Raw genomic sequence first — 17,153 nt, 5'->3', positions numbered from 1 at the left:
ACGATGGCTAATATTTGGTTCGTTTGTACAGGCGATAAGTATAAGGATGAAGTCTTGTGGGCAACACGCACGTTGCATCCCCACGCTTTGATTATTGATGAGCCTAATCCACATCACTTGCGTCAAAGGTTGTTGAGTCAAACACCTCATCGTGCTTCTGCGGTAATAGGTCCTGAAGTATCTGGTTTGACTGCGGTAAATCTTGCAGCAGCTTTGGCACGTGATGGTTATGCCGATGAAGTTGTTTTGGTTGGTGAGAAACCCTCTGGATCTTTGAGGTCCCGAGCAGTGCGTGCGGGTATTGTTCGTGTGCACAGTTTGGAGGACTTAAAGATACGTACTGAGGAACCGGCTACAGCTGAATATGCAAAGGAGTTGCAGGTAGAAGCTGTGGCCGATTCCTCAAGTGCATTGATTACAGATTTGGATGAGCCAACGGTAGAAAAGACTGACAAAAGCAAAGTAATGAGCGAGAAGGTGGTGCAAGAAGGTGCTATTGCACAAAACGCGCCACAAAGCACTCATGTATTTGAGGTGCAGACTCAAATGACTCAAAAACCTGAATCGCAAACGATTGTTCGTAAGAAAGATTGTGCGCCCATTGTAGTTGTAACTTCAGGTCGTGGTGGTGTTGGAAAATCTACGTTGATTTGTGCTGCTGCATTACATGCTGCAAGCTGGGGCTTAAAGGTGGCTTTGGTTGATCTTGATTTGGGTTCTGGCAATTTATTTAGTATGTTTGGCGCTCAGCAAGGTACCGATCTAGCACGTTTTGTTGACCATCAACATATTGATGATGTATTGGCTGCAGGCACCAAGGTTGGAGAAAACATCACTTTGTGGGGACCATGCTCTAAACCAGAGTTGGCAGAAACTGTAACACCACTCATCAATAATCTGTTAATCGCTCTGTCTAATGAGTATGAACTGGTGTTAGTTGATACCTCCACGTTATGGACGGATTCAGTTGGTTTAGCTGCACAAATGTGTGATCGCCTATTGCTTGTTTCTGACGATCGTTATGGGGCTGTGGGTGCGACCTCTCGCTGTGCAGCTTTAGCAGTGCGCTTGGGTGTAGCTCGCACGCGTATCATGCGTGTGTCAAGTAAGAGTGATGTGAGCAGTAAAAATGAGCATCATCTGTATAGGGCTGATATTGGTCTAGAGGCTGCTCGTTTGCTACGTGTGTCTGACGGTGGAGTAGAAGTTCCTGAACTACTGAGTATGGGTCATGCGCAAGATCTTATGCAAACGGATAGTGCATTTGTGCGTACCACTAAAATATGCTTGGCAAAGGTATTATCTGAACTTGGTTGCCTTCCTCAAAATGAAGATGCACAAAAGGCATCAACTGCGAGTTTTACTCAAAAGCCTAAAGGGTTCTTTGCACGCATGAGGGAGGCAGGTTAATGTCACTGCTATCCCGTGTGCAAGAATCTCAAAGTGCAGTTGTTTCTTCTTCTGATGAAGGAACACAACACACTATGGATGAGTTGCGTAAGAAGCTCAAAGAGCAACTGATTGCCATGCTGGGTTTATCAACAATTTCAAACATTGCCCAGGAATCAAATATTGGAACTGCCTATAACGAGTTGGAAGTTGCTTGTCAGACTATCTTGAACACTCACTCGTATGAAGGCATTACTTCTGCAAATCAGCCACTTCTTATCAAAGAAGTATTGGATGAAATTTTGGGACTCGGTCCTTTGCAACCCTTGTTGGATGATGCGAGCGTAACTGAGGTTATGGTTAACGGCCCAAGTTCACTATTTTTTGAACGAGAGGGTCAGATGCATACAGCAAAGCGTGTATTTGAATCTGACGAGCAAATTCTGATGGTTGTGGACCGCATTTTGGCACCGCTAGGAAGGCGTTTAGACGAGCAAAACCAGATTGTTAACGCTCGTTTAGCAAATGGCTATCGCGTAAATGTTGTTAATAAGCCCGTCGCACTTGATGGTCCCATTCTGACTATTCGAAAGTTTTCTGATCGCATTGCTTCTTTGGATGAGCTTGTCCAGCTGGGATCGTTGCCTCGCTGGTACGCACAGCTGTTATCCTGGGCAGTTAAATGTCGCAAGGATATTGCTGTTGCGGGAGGAACAGGTTCTGGAAAGACCACCTTATTAAACGCATTGTCTTGTGAAATCAACCCTACGGAACGCATTATTACCATCGAGGATTCTGCAGAATTGCGTTTTGATATGCACCCACACGTTGTCCGTTTAGAGGTACGTGAGTCTTCTTTAGAGGGCACTGGGCAAGTTACCATTCGTGATCTGGTAAAAAATGCACTGCGCATGCGCCCAGATCGCATTGTCGTTGGTGAAGTTCGTGGTGAAGAGTGTATCGATATGCTTCAGGCCATGAATACTGGTCATGATGGTTCACTTACTACATTACATGCGGGTACTGCACGAGAAGCATTACTACGTTTGGTGCTTATGGCTCGCTTTGGTATGAATTTGCCGGTTGATGTTATTGAAGAGCAAGTAGCAACTGCGCTTGATCTTATTGTTATGTCTGCGCGTTTACCTGATGGTTCTCGTGTAATTACTTCTGCAGCAGAAGTTTTTCGTGGGGCTGCTGGTGGTATTCAGGTCCAAGACTTTATTTCCTATGACCTTGGTACTAAGAGCTGGAAGTTGTTATATGTGCCTACCTTTATCAAGAAGAGCGTAGAGGAAGGCAGGCTTTCTCGAAAGGAGGTTGATCAGTGGAAGCAATCATGCTTGCAGGAGCCATAGCCGTAACAGGAGCCGGAGTATTTGCTTGTATACCGAGGCGTTTTATAGGACATGGTACATCTGTATCGTCTACAGGATATTTATCAGGTATGACTAATAGCTTAAGTAAGACGCCTACGATTGTATGGTTTTCTCAGCAGCAGTTTTTCTTACCGGCTTTTAAAAAGACTCAACAAATGGCAGAAACGTACGGCTATATTTTGAGCATTCCTCACGCCGCAGCAGTGTATGCAATCATAGTAAGCGTAGTTTGTGCTGCATTTCTTATTTTGTTTGGCCCTGCTTTAGGCATATTGTTTGCTTTAGGTGGTGTAGTCGGGTCTACTGTATGGCTTACTCATAAGCAAAAAGTAAATGAGATCCAAAGTATTCAACAACAGATGCCTGAGATCTTACGTTCCTTGTCTGTTGCCTTGCAATCTGGAAAAACGCTGTTTCAGGCTATGGAGTACATTGGTGCCCATGCACAGGGACAACTTTCAAAATCTTTTGCAATAGCTGCATTGTCTTTGCGCTGCGGTGTGCCTATGCAGGAAGTGCTGGGGCAGCTTAACGAATCATTGTCTGTTCCTGGTGGCGAGTTGTTGGCCATTGCTTTGGAAATTTCTCAAAGGACAGGTAGTCCGTTGGGAGAGATTTTAGCCACTTCATCACGCATGGTTGAACAGAGGGAAAAGCTGGCCCGGCTGTTACGCACTAAAACAGCACAGGCTCGACTTTCGGTCAAGATTGTCTGTGGTTTACCGTTTTTAATGCTGCTGGTTTTATCGGCAATATCACAAGACTTTCGTCAAGGTCTCTTTACAATTCAGGGCGTTGTTTGTATCGCAATTTCCCTGACACTTGATGGCATTGCTCTTCTTATTGTCAAAAAGATGATGCAAGGGATTTCCCAATGAGCACCCATGAAATGAGTCTCCTTATAGCTAGTGTATCCATGGGATTTATCTGGGCATTTATTGTTATGCAAAAACCATCTTCAGAAGCTGGAACGTATATAGTACATCACAACAAAAAGTCTCTTACACTTATTGCTTGGTGGAAAAATTTGCCTTTTATGCAGGCTATAAGAAAGCGTGCAGAGCTTACGGCCATGCGGAAAGATTGTTTAACCAACTTACCGGCTTTTCTTGATATTTTGAACCTAGGCCTATCGGCAGGGATGTCATTTGATACATCGCTCAATCTGTATTGTTCCAAGTTTAATACTAACTTAGCTCTGTGTTTACGCAGGTCATTGCTGAGTTGGCAAATTGGAGAGCAGAGTCGTTCTGAGGCATTGCGGCTATTGGCTCGTGAGTTGGATTTGGCGCCATTTTCACGATTTGTCACTGCAGTAGATGAAGCGTTGCGTTTTGGATCTCCACTTGCGCACACATTGTCTGCTCAGGCAGAACTTATCCGAGAAGAGCAAAGAAGCACGCTGGAAGAGCAGGTAGAAAAAGTTCCCATTAAGATGCTCATTCCGCTTGGCACGCTCATTGTACCTGCGATGTTATTGGCAATTTTGGGGCCGCTTCTCAGTGCAGCTTCGGGAATTTTTTAGAAAGGAATTGATATGCAAGCATATATGTTGACCATGCTAACTCATGGATATGCGAGGATGTTGCAAGTATTAGCCAAGATACATGAAGAGAAGGATGCACAAGGCACTACAGAATATGCCATTTTAGTGGGCGTTTTGGTGGTTATTGCTATTGTGGCAATTCTATCTTTTAAGGACAAGGTTACACAGTTGTGGGATGCCATTGCGCAAGGCATCAATTCACTATGATGCTCCGCAAATTTTTACCTAAACAATTAATTTTAACAGGTATTTTAGCGATTTTTCTAATTGGACTTATAGCAATTTTTGGACATATTGCCACTTTACAACCTGCAGGACAAAAGAGTGCAAGTAATCAAGTTACTGCAGTTGATAAACCCTCTGGCAAAAAATCCAAGGATGTTATTTTGCATAAAAGAGTTGATGTATCAAATGAAGAGTCAAGGCTTTCGAAAGTTGTTACTGAATCTGGCGAAGTGAGCACATACTACGAGCAAAATAATCTTCTCGATAGCGCTCAATCAATCTTAAAAACATATCAAATGCGGGGAGATTGCGTGCTTGTACGCTCTGGCTATCTGGATTTGCAGGGAAATGTATGGAGTTGCACAACATGTGGAAAGGGGTGGGTGGACGTTGTTTTTGTATCTCAACAACAAAAGAATCAGTGTGAGGTTAAAACTGTCCGCCTCACAACTAAACAATGGGCTTCTCAATACTCAGAGTTTACAAAGGCTGCATAAGGTTGCGCTATGCCAAGCTGGTCAATCAACTGTGGAATATGCCGTGGTACTTACAGTATTTATGGCAATCGTACTGGGTTTAGCTGCTATTTTTCATGTAATCAGTGATGGAAGATTCTTATCCAATGTCATCAAATCGTTGCCATTTACTTATGTAGAATCGGGAGATTTGGGGGTGTGGCAGGATGTTCTTTTGTTCTGAGACACATGCTCAGTCAAGCGTAGAAGCTGCTTTTATCATTCCCGTTTGTATGCTGGTTTTAATCTGCCTGCTGCAACCCTTGTGCTTGATGTATACCCAGGCAATTATGTGGTCCGCTGCTAATCAGGCGCTGCGTTGTATGGAAACAACTCAGGATGAATCTTCAGTTAAAAGCTATATTCACAGGCGTCTTTCTGCTATTCCAGAAGCTCCGCTTTTTCATGTGGGTGGAGAAGGAGATTGGGATATTTCCTGTTCGGGGTTTTCCGAAAAGACCGCGGAAATCACAATCTCTGGTCATGCAAAACCACTCCCTTTGTTTTATGCAGCGTCAAGACTCTTTGCAAAGGTTGATAACCAAGGAATTGTCTTAACGATTAAGGCGCATTCTCAAGTTAGACCAGATTGGTTAGGAGGTGATTATGAAAGTTGGGTTGAAATGTGGGACCAGTAATGTTTGCGTATCAAAAATGCAACGATGGAGACCTATAAATCTGTTTATACAAGAAACAGGAGGTTATACCTCTTTGGCGGTAGTTACCTCTTTGCTGGTTAGCATAAGCTTGCTTTTTGGTATGGTCGGTGCAGGATGGTATCTCGCAAAATCCAATAAAACACAAGCTATTGCAGATAGCGCAGCACTTGCTGGTCAAAATGTTATAGCGGGTTATACAACCATTGCCCAAGTGCTTGATTCTTGTGTGCTCAGCATGGGTATTACGGGTGTGCTGGTTGGCGGTGCAGGTCTTGTTTTATCTGCTGTGCCGGGCTTATCGGCAGTAGGTGCACAAACGGTGCAGACAGCTAAAACTATTTTAGACGCACGCTCAAAGTTTGCTCAAAGTGCCAATGCTGGGTTACAAAAACTAGAAGCAACATTGCCTTTTCTGATAGTAAAAAATTCTGCAGACGTTATCCAAGCTAACAATGGAAATTCATTTGAATATTCTGGTGCTGCTGTTCCATTTCCCCAGGTTTCACAAAGTCAGTTTATGTTAGATGAGTCGTCTTTAGATACTCAAAAACTCGATGATCTTGCCGCTAAAATGGGAGAGCAATCAGATCAGGTAGAGCAAGCCAAAAAAGAGGCTGACGCTGCACTTATGGAAGGTTGGCAAGCTGATTGTGTGGATAATCCATACTGTTTGTATCAGCGTGCTAAAACTTTATCATCTATTTCATCAAGTAATAATCCATGGTATAGCTCGGTTAATGATTGGAACTTTGGCGTACCGCTTTTTAGGGCTCGTGCTTATTATCTTGCGCGTTCTAGAGCAGAAAAGCCCCAGGGCTCAAGTGTAGAAGAAGCTTCAAAGTCTGCAGCGCGGTCAGCGTTTTATGAATACGCTCTGCAAACCCTTAATAAGGGTCATTATAGGCAGTTTGAGAATGGCACTATTGAGCTGGATTTACCCTCACTACCAGCAAATACGCAAGAGCTTAAACAAACAGAACTGTATACCAAAAAGATGTGGCCCGTAACTAGTGTAAATGGCATACCAACTATGCACTACTCATTCAATTGTCCAGGTGCAAGTGGACCAAGTATGGGATTAGCTTCTCTTGCAGATTTGGACGCAGGTGCCGTGTATGAGTGTGAGTTGTGTCATTTTAAAACAAGCGATGTTGGTAAAACACCCGCTGCATCTACTTCAATAAATAATGGCTTTGAACATTATTGGGCAATCATTGTGCAGGCGTCAAAGCGCTATCAGAAGGCAAAAAATCAGCAGATAGAAGCAGAGGAACAGATGAAACAGACAGCTCAGGAGGGAGGCAATGCTTTTGAAGAAGCTCTTGATGCTCTTAAGGTCAATCGACCTAAGCTGTGTCCTCCTGGTGCTTGGGGATGTATTGCGTTTGTAACGCGTAACAGCTCTGTTCCGCAGACTCCTGTGCTGCACTCATCACTTATTAACGTACCAGAGCTTCCTGCTGGTGTGGCAATTTCTGCGGCAGTGCTTGCACCAGATAAGGCCGATACGCAAAACAATGTTCTCTCTCATTTATTTGATGGCTTCTCATTGAAACATGAAGGCCTACTTGCGGGTCTTTCCAAACAGATTTGTACGATTTGGGGCAGTTTGCTCATGTCATACAGCGATGCTTATGGCTCTGTGGCACAGATTACAGATTCGTTTTTTGAGAAGCTTGAGGGAATTGCTGGAGGAACAATTGCATACATGCTGCAAAACCAGCTGGTTAGTCTGGTAGAAGATGCGGGTCTTAAGCCTGTTAATTTACAGGCAAGAAAACCTGTACTTACCAATACGCAAAAGGTGCTTACAAAAGCTGGTTTTGGTGGTTTAGAAGAACTTCGTGCAAAGATTCAATCCTTACCAACCAATGCAACTACTCAGCAGGTTGCACAAGCTATGGGTGTTGTTCTCATAAACGAGTTACCGGATGAATATTTTACTATTGCAGATCTACCTATACCAGGCACAGAGTTGTCTATCCCGCTCAACGTTGATGTAAGAAAGTTGGTGGGTCTTACATGAGGCAAAACATGTGGTGCTCGGCTAAGGTCTGGGTGCATCAAGTAGATGCTCAAATGAGTATAGAACTTGCAGTTCTTATGCCTGTTGTTTTGGTCATGTCTCTTTTGGTATTCAATCTTGCTCGATACCTTGGGTTGGGAATGAAGTTTTCTGCTGAGTGTTCTCATGCCATCGTAAACCTAGGGACTACTCAAACCTCTACGATTCAACAATTGGGCAATCCAACTGCTGTGAAACAGGCTATTGAGAAAAACATGCAACTAAATGATTTAGGGGAAATTGAAGTGCAGGTGCACGAGCGCAATCATTTTATTGCAGAAACAACTACGTTTAGCTTTTTACCAAAGGTTCATGAATATATATGTACACTGCGAATAAAACCATGGCCTTCGCACTTCGTAATTGCTGGCGTTAGCTTTAGTCCACCGCCATTTATGGTGTATGAATATCGCCTATTTGTTGATCCATATCGGTCGGGGGTGGTGGTATAGAAAGCAATCATGTATTTTCTCGTCCGCATTGTTTACAGAGGGAGTGCTGAAGGTGATGGCAGAGATTCAAGTTGAAGATAAAGTTCAAACTCAAACCAAAACAGTTACAAACGAGCATACAAAGGTTTGTCCCAGCTGTGGTGCAACCCTTTTTGCAGATATGGATATCTGTTACGGATGTCTCTATGACTTTACAAAAACTTATGAGCCGCCTCAGATTGGCGTGGCTGATGAGGTGCCTTTAGACGTGTACGAACAACTTTCTCAATCTCAAATTGATGAAGAAAAAAGCAAGGTTATTGCCCCTCCACAACAAGAACTGAGTGCTGTACAAAAAACATCAGACTCTGTTGCCCAAGCATGTTCCGTTTTATGCATATCGGGACCATCGGTTAATTTGTCCTTTGGTTGCACACATGAAGGTATCCGCTTGTTTACCTCTAATACTGCGCCTGATAACTGCGAAGGTGTATGTCTTGATAGGGGGACAAAAATTCACATGGGCAATCTGGTATTTATGGTGCAATAACAAGACCGCTCACATGTCATTCTCATTCTGCAATAGAAACTTGTAAGCACCGTATCATGTATTTTTTGGTTGCCTTAGCCAAAACAGGGTATAGTTATACACAGTTAACACTACAAAGTTTGGGAGTGTCGCATGTCTCCAGTAGATATTATTGTCATTGCTGTTATTGTGGCAATCATTGCGCTAGCCATTCGCTCGCTTATGCGTTCCAAGGGTAACTGTGCAAGTTGTGGAAGTTCGTCGGGTTGTGCTAGCCATGGGGGAGAAAAGGGCTGCTGTACAGCTGCTGAGTCTATTGTTTCCGGGATGGAAGCTAAGCTCTCTTCTCAAAAATAGTATTCACACTTTGACGTGCAATAAGCTTATCTTGTGTTGGTCGTAGACTACCGTATTCCGGAAATCTGCGGCCATTTGCTTTTTTCTATATATTGAGAAATATGGGTGAAACATCTTTGTGTCAGTCTTACTATGTGAAAGGTTCATTTTTAGTTTCAATCCGCTGGGAGGGACTATGTCCTACGAGCAGAATATTGACTTCGTACTTCGAACAGTTGAAGAGCGAGACATTCGTTTTATTCGTCTGTGGTTTACTGATGTACTAGGCAATCTTAAATCACTTGCAATTTCTCCAGAGGACCTTGAGGAGGCCTTTGAAGAAGGCATTGGCTTTGATGGCTCTGCAGTAGATGGTTTTGTTCCTTTGGAAGAATCGGACATGCTTGCATTTCCCGATCCTGAGACTTTCCAGCTGCTTCCTTGGCGACCCAAAGAAAATGGCGTTGCTCGCATGTTTTGCGAGGTAAAAACACCCAATCGCAATCCTTTTGTTGGCGATTCTCGTGCTCGCTTAGAGAAACTCTTCCGCGAGGCAGAAAAGCATGGCTATTTTCTCAATGTTGGTGCTGGTATCGAGTACTTTTATTTGGATAACGATAAAACTCCTCAGCTACTGGACAGTGCTGGTTACTTCGATTTAACACCTTCTGACTATGCTCAGGACTTGCGTCGCAGTACAACACTTGCACTGGAAAAAATGTCTATTCCGGTTGAGTATTCTTACCATTCGATAGCACCTTCGCAAAATGGTATTCAACTTCGCTATGCAGAAGCTCGTACCTGTGCGGATAATATCATTACCGCTCGCTTGGTGATTAAGGAATCTGCTTATAATCAGGGTCGTTATGCCTCCTTTATGCCCAAGCCTTTTAATGGTATTTCTGGTTCTGCCATGTTTGTTCATCAGTCCTTAATGGATCATGATGGCAATAATCTGTTCTGGTCAGATGATGAGAAGCTTGAGGGCGGTGTAGGTCTTTCCAGTTTGGCTAAGCATTACATTGCTGGCATTCTTAAGTATGCACCAGAGTTTTCTTTGGTAACCAATCCAACGGTTAACTCGTATAAACGTCTTATTCCTAATGGTGAGGTTCCTTGTTATGCAACCTGGGGTCGCAAGAACCGCTCTGCTTTGGTACGCATTCCTACGCATAAACCTGGTAAGCAGTCTGCAACCCGTATTGAGCTTCGCAGTCCAGATCCAACATGCAATCCTTATCTTGCATTTGCGGTAACCTTGGCTGCTGGTATGCGTGGTATTAAAGACGAGCTTGAACTTCAGCCTGAGTCAACAGTGGAAGATGCACACTTAAGTGATACTCAACTTCGTGCTAAAGGTATTCAGGCACTACCTCGTGATCTTGGCGAAGCAATTGCTACTTTTGAGCATAGTGAACTTATGCAAGAGGCATTGGGTGAACACATCTTTACCTACCTGCTTAATGTAAAGAAGGGCGAGTGGGAAGAGTATCGTACATCTGTTACGGATTGGGAGCAGTCTCGTTATTACGGTGGTTTTTAATTACATCGATATACAATATAATTGCAAATACTTTGCTGAATAAACTCTGTTCCAAGCGGTAAAATACAGGATAAAACCTGCAATTATCGTGCGTTGTAATGCAAGCAATAATGCATGCTCGATGCTGTGGTATTCTCAACATCGAGCATCTTTCTTACCATACCAGGTTGGAGGTGGAATCAGTGCACCACAGGAATATTTTGTACATTTCAACGACTTCTCGTCATCGTGAGTATATGCGTGAACTTACCCACTCGTTGGATGCCTCTGCACTCATTGCATCTCCAGATACGTTTGCTCAGGCTATTGCTTCTAATCGAGAGTTTGATCTTGTAGTTCTTGATCTTGCTGGAGTATCGAGTGATTTCTTTGGAACGATAGAGGCATATCTTTCTGACAATGGAATGATGCCATTGCTGTTGGTGGTTGACCAAACTGCGCTTTCTAGCATGAGGATTCCTATTCAGTTTAAGACAGATTTTGTTGTCTCAAATTGTTCCGAACCAGAGATGGAAGTGCGCGTGTCACAGCTTTTGTGGCCAGGTGAGGAAAGCGCTCCTTCAGATATTGTCACTATAGATAATATGACTATTAACTTAGCAACCTACCAAGTGTATGTGGACGATAAGCCCGTGGACTTGACACTTATGGAGTATTCGCTCCTTTCGTTTTTGGCAACGCATCCTTCAAGGGCGTATTCTCGTGATACTCTGCTTCATCGTGTCTGGGGTTTTGAATACTGTGGTGGCACTCGTACGGTAGATGTTCATATCCGTCGAGTCCGTTCTAAGATTGGTCCACAAATTGCAGGACATATCGTTACGGTACGTGGCATTGGGTATCTATTTAAGCTTTAATCTGCGTTATGTCGGCATCTTTGCATTTACATCCGCTTGGTCATAACTTTTACGTTTGCATCCATACAGACATCGGTATCTTGCGTTCGTTGAAACTTTATAAAACCTGATGACAAAGTTCCAAATATACAGGTTGACGCTACGTTTTTGTTGGAATTGCGGTTTGAGAGGAATTTTCTCTTAAGACAGGTAAAATTGGACACTCTATAGGTACATATATAGTGAGTTATTCGCATCATGTAAAGAGGTGCTTCATGTCCGAGATATCTAATGAGCCCAACCCATCTATGGTGGACAACAATACTACTACTTCTCAACAAACTGTAGTTACTTCCATGCCTGTAGCAAATCAAAAACCTCGCCATGGTCGAACGGTACTTATTTCGCTAGTAAGCGGTGCCGTTGGTGCTGCTGTTGTTGTGTGTGGCCTCAAGTTTAGTGGGTTTCTCAACGTACCTATAACTTCAAATACCAGTTCTGCTGGACAAACCATCACTATTCATTCCACGGATGAGAAAGCAACTACGGCTCAAGCAGTTTCAAAAAAGTGCCTTCCTTCTGTTGCAGCTATCTACATCTCTTCTGGTAACAATGATTACGTAGGTTCGGGTGTAGTGTTGGATACCAAGGGCAACATTCTTACTAACTATCATGTGGTAGATGGTGCCGACACCATCAGCATTACGCTTAATAATGTGAGTTATGAAGCTAAAGTTGTTGGCTCTGATGCTTCGAGTGATCTTGCTGTTGTAAAGATTAATCCCGAAGATACTCAGCTTACCCCTATAGAGGTTGCAGACTCTGATTCCCTTGTAGTTGGAGATTGGGTCATGAGTATTGGCAGTCCCTACGGTCTTGACCAGTCTGTTTCGTCAGGCATTGTGTCTTCGTTATACCGTTCCACTATGCTGCCGTCTACTTCAGGCAATACCATTTATGCTAATCTCATTCAAACCGATGCCGCCATCAATCCTGGCAACTCAGGTGGTGCATTGGTAAATGCAGAAGGCAAGCTTGTGGGTATTAATTCCATTATTGAGTCTGAGTCTGGTTCAAATGCTGGTATCGGCTTTGCCATTCCGTCCAATTATGCTGTTAAAGTGGCTAAGACCCTCATAGAGGGCAAGCAGGTTCTCCATGCGTACCTGGGCGTTTCTCTGCAAAGCGTCACTGCGGATAATGCTGCACGCAATAATCTTTCGGTCAATCAAGGTGCCTACATTACAGGGGTTGTAGCTGCTAGCCCTGCAGGTACGGCTGGTCTCAAAGAAGGCGATATCATTACCAAGGTCAATGATGATGATATTTCTTCTGCTGATGCATTAATTTTGGCAGTTCGTTCCCATGAGGTGGGCGAGAAGGTCAAGGTTACTGTTGTGCGTGGCTCTGACGAGAAAACCTTTGAGGTAACCCTTGGTTCTGATGAGTCTTTGCAGGCGGGTACGGCAGCCGATTCTGCACCTAAGGGTGATACCAGCGGCGATTCAAGCGATTCTACTGGTTCTAACTAGCAAATCTATACCTTTGCAGGTATGCATTGCAAGATATATACGCATGGTATGTACGAAAGGGTGATACTTCATTTAGAGTATCACCCTTGTTGTTTGTACTAGTGTCCGAGCGACAACGTACAATAGGAAGCGTTAATGAGTTGCTAATAGGGATTTGAGCGCCTATGAAGTTTATCCATACATCAGATTTGCATCTGGGCAAAAAGATAGCTAATTATTCTTTGGCAGAAGACCAGGCGCATATGATGAGTCTGCTTTATGATGCTGCAATTGCGCATGATGTGGACGCAGTTGTAATAGCAGGTGATGTGTTTGATACGGTTGCGCCTCCGGATTATGCAACGAGACTATGGGACGAGTTTCTTACACGCATGTCTTTAACAAAAATCCCTGTGTTAGTTGTGAGTGGTAATCATGACTCAGGTGCACGTCTAGGTTGTGGTTCTCGCCTGTTTTCTCAGGCTGGTATTCATATTGCTGGTGAACTCGCCCATCATCTTGAGCCCATTACGATTGCAGGGGTTAATTTTTGGTTGATACCCTTTGTGCGTCCATCGGATGTGCGTGCATGGGCTTCTCAACAAAAAGATGAAAACATTCAGATTTCAAGCTATGAAGAGGCATTGGATTATGTAATTGCATCTATTCGCTTACACCCTTTGTTTGCACATGCTCCCAATGTTTGTGTGGCGCACCAATTTATTACAGCTGGTAGTATGAAGCCACAGCTTAGTGAATCCGAACGTGGCGGTTTTGGTCCTTCGGTAGGAACTCTCGATAACATCGATGCTGCTGTATTTGATGATTTTGCTTATGTAGCGCTTGGTCATATTCATGCTCCACAAAGTATTGGACGTTCCACTATTCGATACAGTGGTACTCCACTTAAATATTCCAGCTCAGAAGCTCATCAAAATAAGAGTTTTATGTTGGTGAGTATGAGTGAAGACGGAAAAGCACAATACAAGCCAGTACCTGTTACAGCATTACACGATTTTAGAATAGTTACAGGATCTTTGGATGAGTTGCAATGTATTGCTGCAGCAGAGTCTGCAAAACAGCGAGAAGATTTTGTCCAAGTAATGGTAGTAGAAGATAACCCTGTGGATGTTGTGGAGCGTATTAAATATCTATGGCCTCATTATGCAGGGATTTCGGTGCAGTCTCATAACGGACCAGCTATTGCTTTATCAGCAGCACCCTCGCAAGAAAAGCTGGAAAATAGCAGCCTTAAAGAGCTTTTCTCGGACTTCTTTGAAAACCAATTAGGTAAACCTTTATCTGCTGATGAAGATACCTTGGTATCACAGGCGCTTACTCACAGTTCAGAGGGGTTGGTATAAGTGAAACCCCTACAGCTTTCGCTCACAGCTTTTGGTCCCTACGTACAGCAGACTACTATTGATTTTACGCAGCTTGGCAAGCATGGTTTGTTCTTGATTTACGGAGATACTGGCTCGGGCAAAACTATGCTTTTTGATGCACTATGTTTTGCGCTATACGGGGAAACCTCTGGTGGGCGTGACCCCATGCAGCTGCGAAGTAACTATGCTACTTCTAATCAAATTTGCTCGGTTAGTTTTACCTTTGAACAAAATGGTAAGTGCTACACAGTTACTCGTGAGCCAGCTCAGCTTGTTAAAAAGCGCCGTAAAACAACTTCGGAAGATGATACAACCCAACGTTCACCAAAGGCCGAATTACTTTGTGGGAATGAGGTGGTTCAAAATGCAACTACTAAGGTTACCGCTGCTATTGAGAATCTTTTGGGCCTTGATGTAGACCAGTTCCGCCAAGTAACCATGATTGCGCAAGGCACGTTTCGTGAACTCCTTACTGCAAAAAGTTCTGCACGAGAAGAAATTTTGCGTAAGATTTTTATGACGCAAAATTTAAAAAACTTCCAGGAGTTTCTTAAGCAGCAAAAAAGTGAAACGCAAACAGCATACGACAAGCACATGTCATTGCTGCAAAATGAGCTGTCTCATCTACGTATTGATGCCGTTCAAAATCCTTGTGATGTTGCAGCTTTACAGCAGCAAAACGCTGCTATTGCGGTGCCTCAACAGGAAATTATAACCGCTATCAAGGCACTGCTAGATAGTCTTACCTCTATGCAAGCGCAGGCGCAACAAGCATTTGAACAAGCACAACAACATCAGCATACTGTTCAGATTGAGCTTGAGCAGCTTCGTCAAAAGCAGCAGGTGCTCAAGGTAACTCAGCAAAATTACAATGCTCACAATCAGGCAGTATCCGCGTATAAACAGGCAAAAGTCTCGTTTGATACCCTGCAAGAGACCTATCCAACAAAGCATGAGCAGCTTATTGCACGAGAGACACAGCTTACACAAAGCCTGTCTAGCTATGATGAGTTGGAAACACATCAGCATGTGCTCAAAAAATTGCGCACCCAGTTTAGTGCGTTCACCGAGCAGCAGCACCAGCAGAAGTCCTTGCAGGAATCTGTTTTGCAACGGCAACAAAGTGCTCTACAAGCCCAAAAAGAACTTCCAGAGGTAACAAAGCGTGTTGCTTGTTTGGAGCAAGAACAGTCCGTATGTACACAAAATAGTACAACGGCTAGACAATTGCTGGCTCAATATAAGACACTTTTGTCCAATCAAACGTATGTTCATGCTACAAGTGAGCAGTTTCACGCTATTCAAAAAAAGCGTGCGTTTGCACATGCAACAGCAGATCAGCTCATGCATGCCTTTACTGCAGGCAGCTCCTATGTCTTGGCAAAAAATCTTCGAGAAGGTGAGCCGTGTCCTGTATGTGGTTCACTTCACCATCCTTTGCCAGCAGTTGCCTCAGAAGAGCCCCCTACTAAAGAGCAGCTTGATGCGGCTCAGCAAACAGCGCAAGCTGTACAACAACAATATGATGCTGTGTCTGAAAAGCATATTTCTGCAGTAGAGAAGCTCCGAGCTATTCAACGGACTTTTCGTGAGGAAGCTTCTAATTTTTTGCAAAAAGAAATCACTGATGAGGTCTATGCAAACAACCAGATTTCCAAATGTCTCGCACAGGATGAGAAAAAGCTTGAAGAGCTTACTGCTTCGCATACGCACATGCTTGCCCATCAGACAGAGCTGCAAAAACAAACAGAAGAACTGGAAGTTCTGGAGGAGCAGCTTGCTGTACTCACAACTCAACAAGAAGAACTTCAATCAAAGATTTCTGAGGTTAAACTCGAAGGGGAGCGTGCAAGAGCGCTTGTTGATAATCTGCTCAACAAGTTGGAATTTAATTCAAAGGATGTGGCAGAACAGCAGCTTGGCAAGATAAAACAAGAACGAAAAGAACTAGAAGATGCGCATCGTAAGGCCAAAAATGCGCTTGACGATGCGGGAAAACATGTGGCATCTACTCAGACAGCCTACGATGTTTCGTTAGCGCGCTTGCATGAGCTGGGACTTTCAGAAGATACCAAGCTTGAAAGCACTTCTTATTTACAGCACCTATTTGAAGCAGCTCAAAAAACAACAAAAGAGCAGCAAGAAGCATTTACTGTTGCTGTTGCACGGTTAACGCAAAACAAAGAAATTGCTCTTCGTGTACAAGAGCTTTATAGTCAGCTGCCTTCTATAAAAAAGGCTTGGCAAACTGCGCAGGAAGTGTCGAGTGTTGCCTCAGGCGATATCACCAGTGCTGTATCACGCACTGCTAAGCGTGTGTCTTTTGAGCGCTACGTTATGAGCTACTACTTTGACCAAGTACTCATGTGTGCAAATTATCGCTTGCACAAGATGTCATCTGGCCGTTACCAGTTAATCCGCTCTGACCAAGCAAAAGGTCGTCGTCAAACAGGATTGGATATTGACGTATACGATAGTTGGAATGGAAAGATGCGTTCTGTAGACACTCTTTCTGGTGGAGAGTCTTTTGAAGCATCGCTCTCCTTAGCGCTTGGCTTATCTGACTATGTACAACAACAAACAGGCGGCATTGCTCTTGATACGGTATTTATAGATGAAGGATTTGGCACACTTGATCCAGACACGCTCAATCAAGTCATGGATGTTCTGTCCGACCTCGCCTCGAGTGATTGTCTGGTGGGTATTATTAGCCACGTAGAAGAATTGCGTGAGCAAATCCCAAAGCGCATTGAAGTTACCGCAACCAATGATGGCAGTTTTACTACTGTTATCTGTGAATAATA

16 protein-coding genes are annotated in these 17,153 nt (G+C 43.7%); all 16 read left to right on the top strand.

Annotation, left to right across the window (positions count from 1 at the left end):
- The first annotated feature begins 3 nt into the window (after positions 1-3).
- Positions 4-1,410, top strand: coding sequence for a nucleotide-binding protein (locus G469_RS07785; RefSeq protein WP_051353647.1), 1,407 nt, complete (start codon positions 4-6; stop codon positions 1,408-1,410).
- Positions 1,410-2,747 carry a CpaF family protein gene (locus tag G469_RS0100135; RefSeq protein WP_028263321.1) on the top strand — a complete coding sequence of 446 codons (1,338 nt, stop codon included), beginning with the start codon at positions 1,410-1,412 and terminating at the stop codon, positions 2,745-2,747. Before G469_RS07785 ends, G469_RS0100135 begins: the two co-directional genes overlap by 1 nt.
- Positions 2,717-3,646, top strand: a complete 930-nt coding sequence (locus G469_RS08785; protein ID WP_051353646.1) for a type II secretion system F family protein — start codon at positions 2,717-2,719, stop codon at positions 3,644-3,646. The genes G469_RS0100135 and G469_RS08785 overlap by 31 nt, the downstream gene beginning before the upstream one ends.
- A complete protein-coding gene (locus tag G469_RS07775) occupies positions 3,643-4,293 on the top strand; it encodes a type II secretion system F family protein (protein WP_028263320.1) in 651 nt (216 codons plus the stop codon). The genes G469_RS08785 and G469_RS07775 overlap by 4 nt, the downstream gene beginning before the upstream one ends.
- A gap of 12 nt (positions 4,294-4,305) precedes the next feature.
- The gene (locus G469_RS0100120) at positions 4,306-4,521 is read left to right on the top strand and encodes a hypothetical protein (protein WP_028263319.1); all 216 of its coding nucleotides are present in this window, start codon (positions 4,306-4,308) and stop codon (positions 4,519-4,521) included.
- The gene (locus G469_RS0100115) at positions 4,518-5,036 is read left to right on the top strand and encodes a hypothetical protein (RefSeq protein WP_028263318.1); all 519 of its coding nucleotides are present in this window, start codon (positions 4,518-4,520) and stop codon (positions 5,034-5,036) included. The genes G469_RS0100120 and G469_RS0100115 overlap by 4 nt, the downstream gene beginning before the upstream one ends.
- A gap of 185 nt (positions 5,037-5,221) precedes the next feature.
- A complete protein-coding gene (locus tag G469_RS0100110; protein ID WP_028263317.1) occupies positions 5,222-5,692 on the top strand; it encodes a pilus assembly protein in 471 nt (156 codons plus the stop codon).
- A 73-nt stretch (positions 5,693-5,765) separates the two neighbouring features.
- Entirely contained in the window at positions 5,766-7,739 is a 1,974-nt protein-coding gene (locus G469_RS0100105; RefSeq protein ID WP_051353645.1) for a hypothetical protein, read from the top strand.
- The gene (locus G469_RS0100100) at positions 7,736-8,230 is read left to right on the top strand and encodes a hypothetical protein (protein WP_028263315.1); all 495 of its coding nucleotides are present in this window, start codon (positions 7,736-7,738) and stop codon (positions 8,228-8,230) included. The genes G469_RS0100105 and G469_RS0100100 overlap by 4 nt, the downstream gene beginning before the upstream one ends.
- A gap of 55 nt (positions 8,231-8,285) precedes the next feature.
- A complete protein-coding gene (locus G469_RS0100095; RefSeq protein WP_028263314.1) occupies positions 8,286-8,759 on the top strand; it encodes a hypothetical protein in 474 nt (157 codons plus the stop codon).
- Positions 8,760-8,891: 132 nt separating this feature from the next.
- Complete coding sequence (locus tag G469_RS07770; protein WP_035425191.1) at positions 8,892-9,095, top strand: hypothetical protein; 204 nt, start codon at positions 8,892-8,894, stop codon at positions 9,093-9,095.
- 175 nt (positions 9,096-9,270) lie between these two features.
- On the top strand, positions 9,271-10,617 hold the full coding sequence (locus G469_RS0100085; protein ID WP_028263313.1) for a glutamine synthetase family protein: 1,347 nt from the start codon (positions 9,271-9,273) through the stop codon (positions 10,615-10,617).
- A 182-nt stretch (positions 10,618-10,799) separates the two neighbouring features.
- Positions 10,800-11,474 carry a winged helix-turn-helix transcriptional regulator gene (locus G469_RS0100080; RefSeq protein WP_028263312.1) on the top strand — a complete coding sequence of 225 codons (675 nt, stop codon included), beginning with the start codon at positions 10,800-10,802 and terminating at the stop codon, positions 11,472-11,474.
- 254 nt (positions 11,475-11,728) lie between these two features.
- Positions 11,729-12,985, top strand: coding sequence for a S1C family serine protease (locus tag G469_RS07765; RefSeq protein WP_051353644.1), 1,257 nt, complete (start codon positions 11,729-11,731; stop codon positions 12,983-12,985).
- A gap of 164 nt (positions 12,986-13,149) precedes the next feature.
- Complete coding sequence (locus tag G469_RS0100070; RefSeq protein WP_028263311.1) at positions 13,150-14,328, top strand: exonuclease SbcCD subunit D; 1,179 nt, start codon at positions 13,150-13,152, stop codon at positions 14,326-14,328.
- A complete protein-coding gene (locus tag G469_RS0100065; RefSeq protein WP_028263310.1) occupies positions 14,329-17,151 on the top strand; it encodes an AAA family ATPase in 2,823 nt (940 codons plus the stop codon).
- Positions 17,152-17,153 lie beyond the last annotated feature (2 nt).

The organism is Atopobium fossor DSM 15642, from assembly GCF_000483125.1.
Lineage (GTDB): Bacteria > Actinomycetota > Coriobacteriia > Coriobacteriales > Atopobiaceae > Atopobium > Atopobium fossor.
Note: the sequence above shows the minus strand (reverse complement) of the source record. Positions and strands in the feature narration are given on the sequence as shown.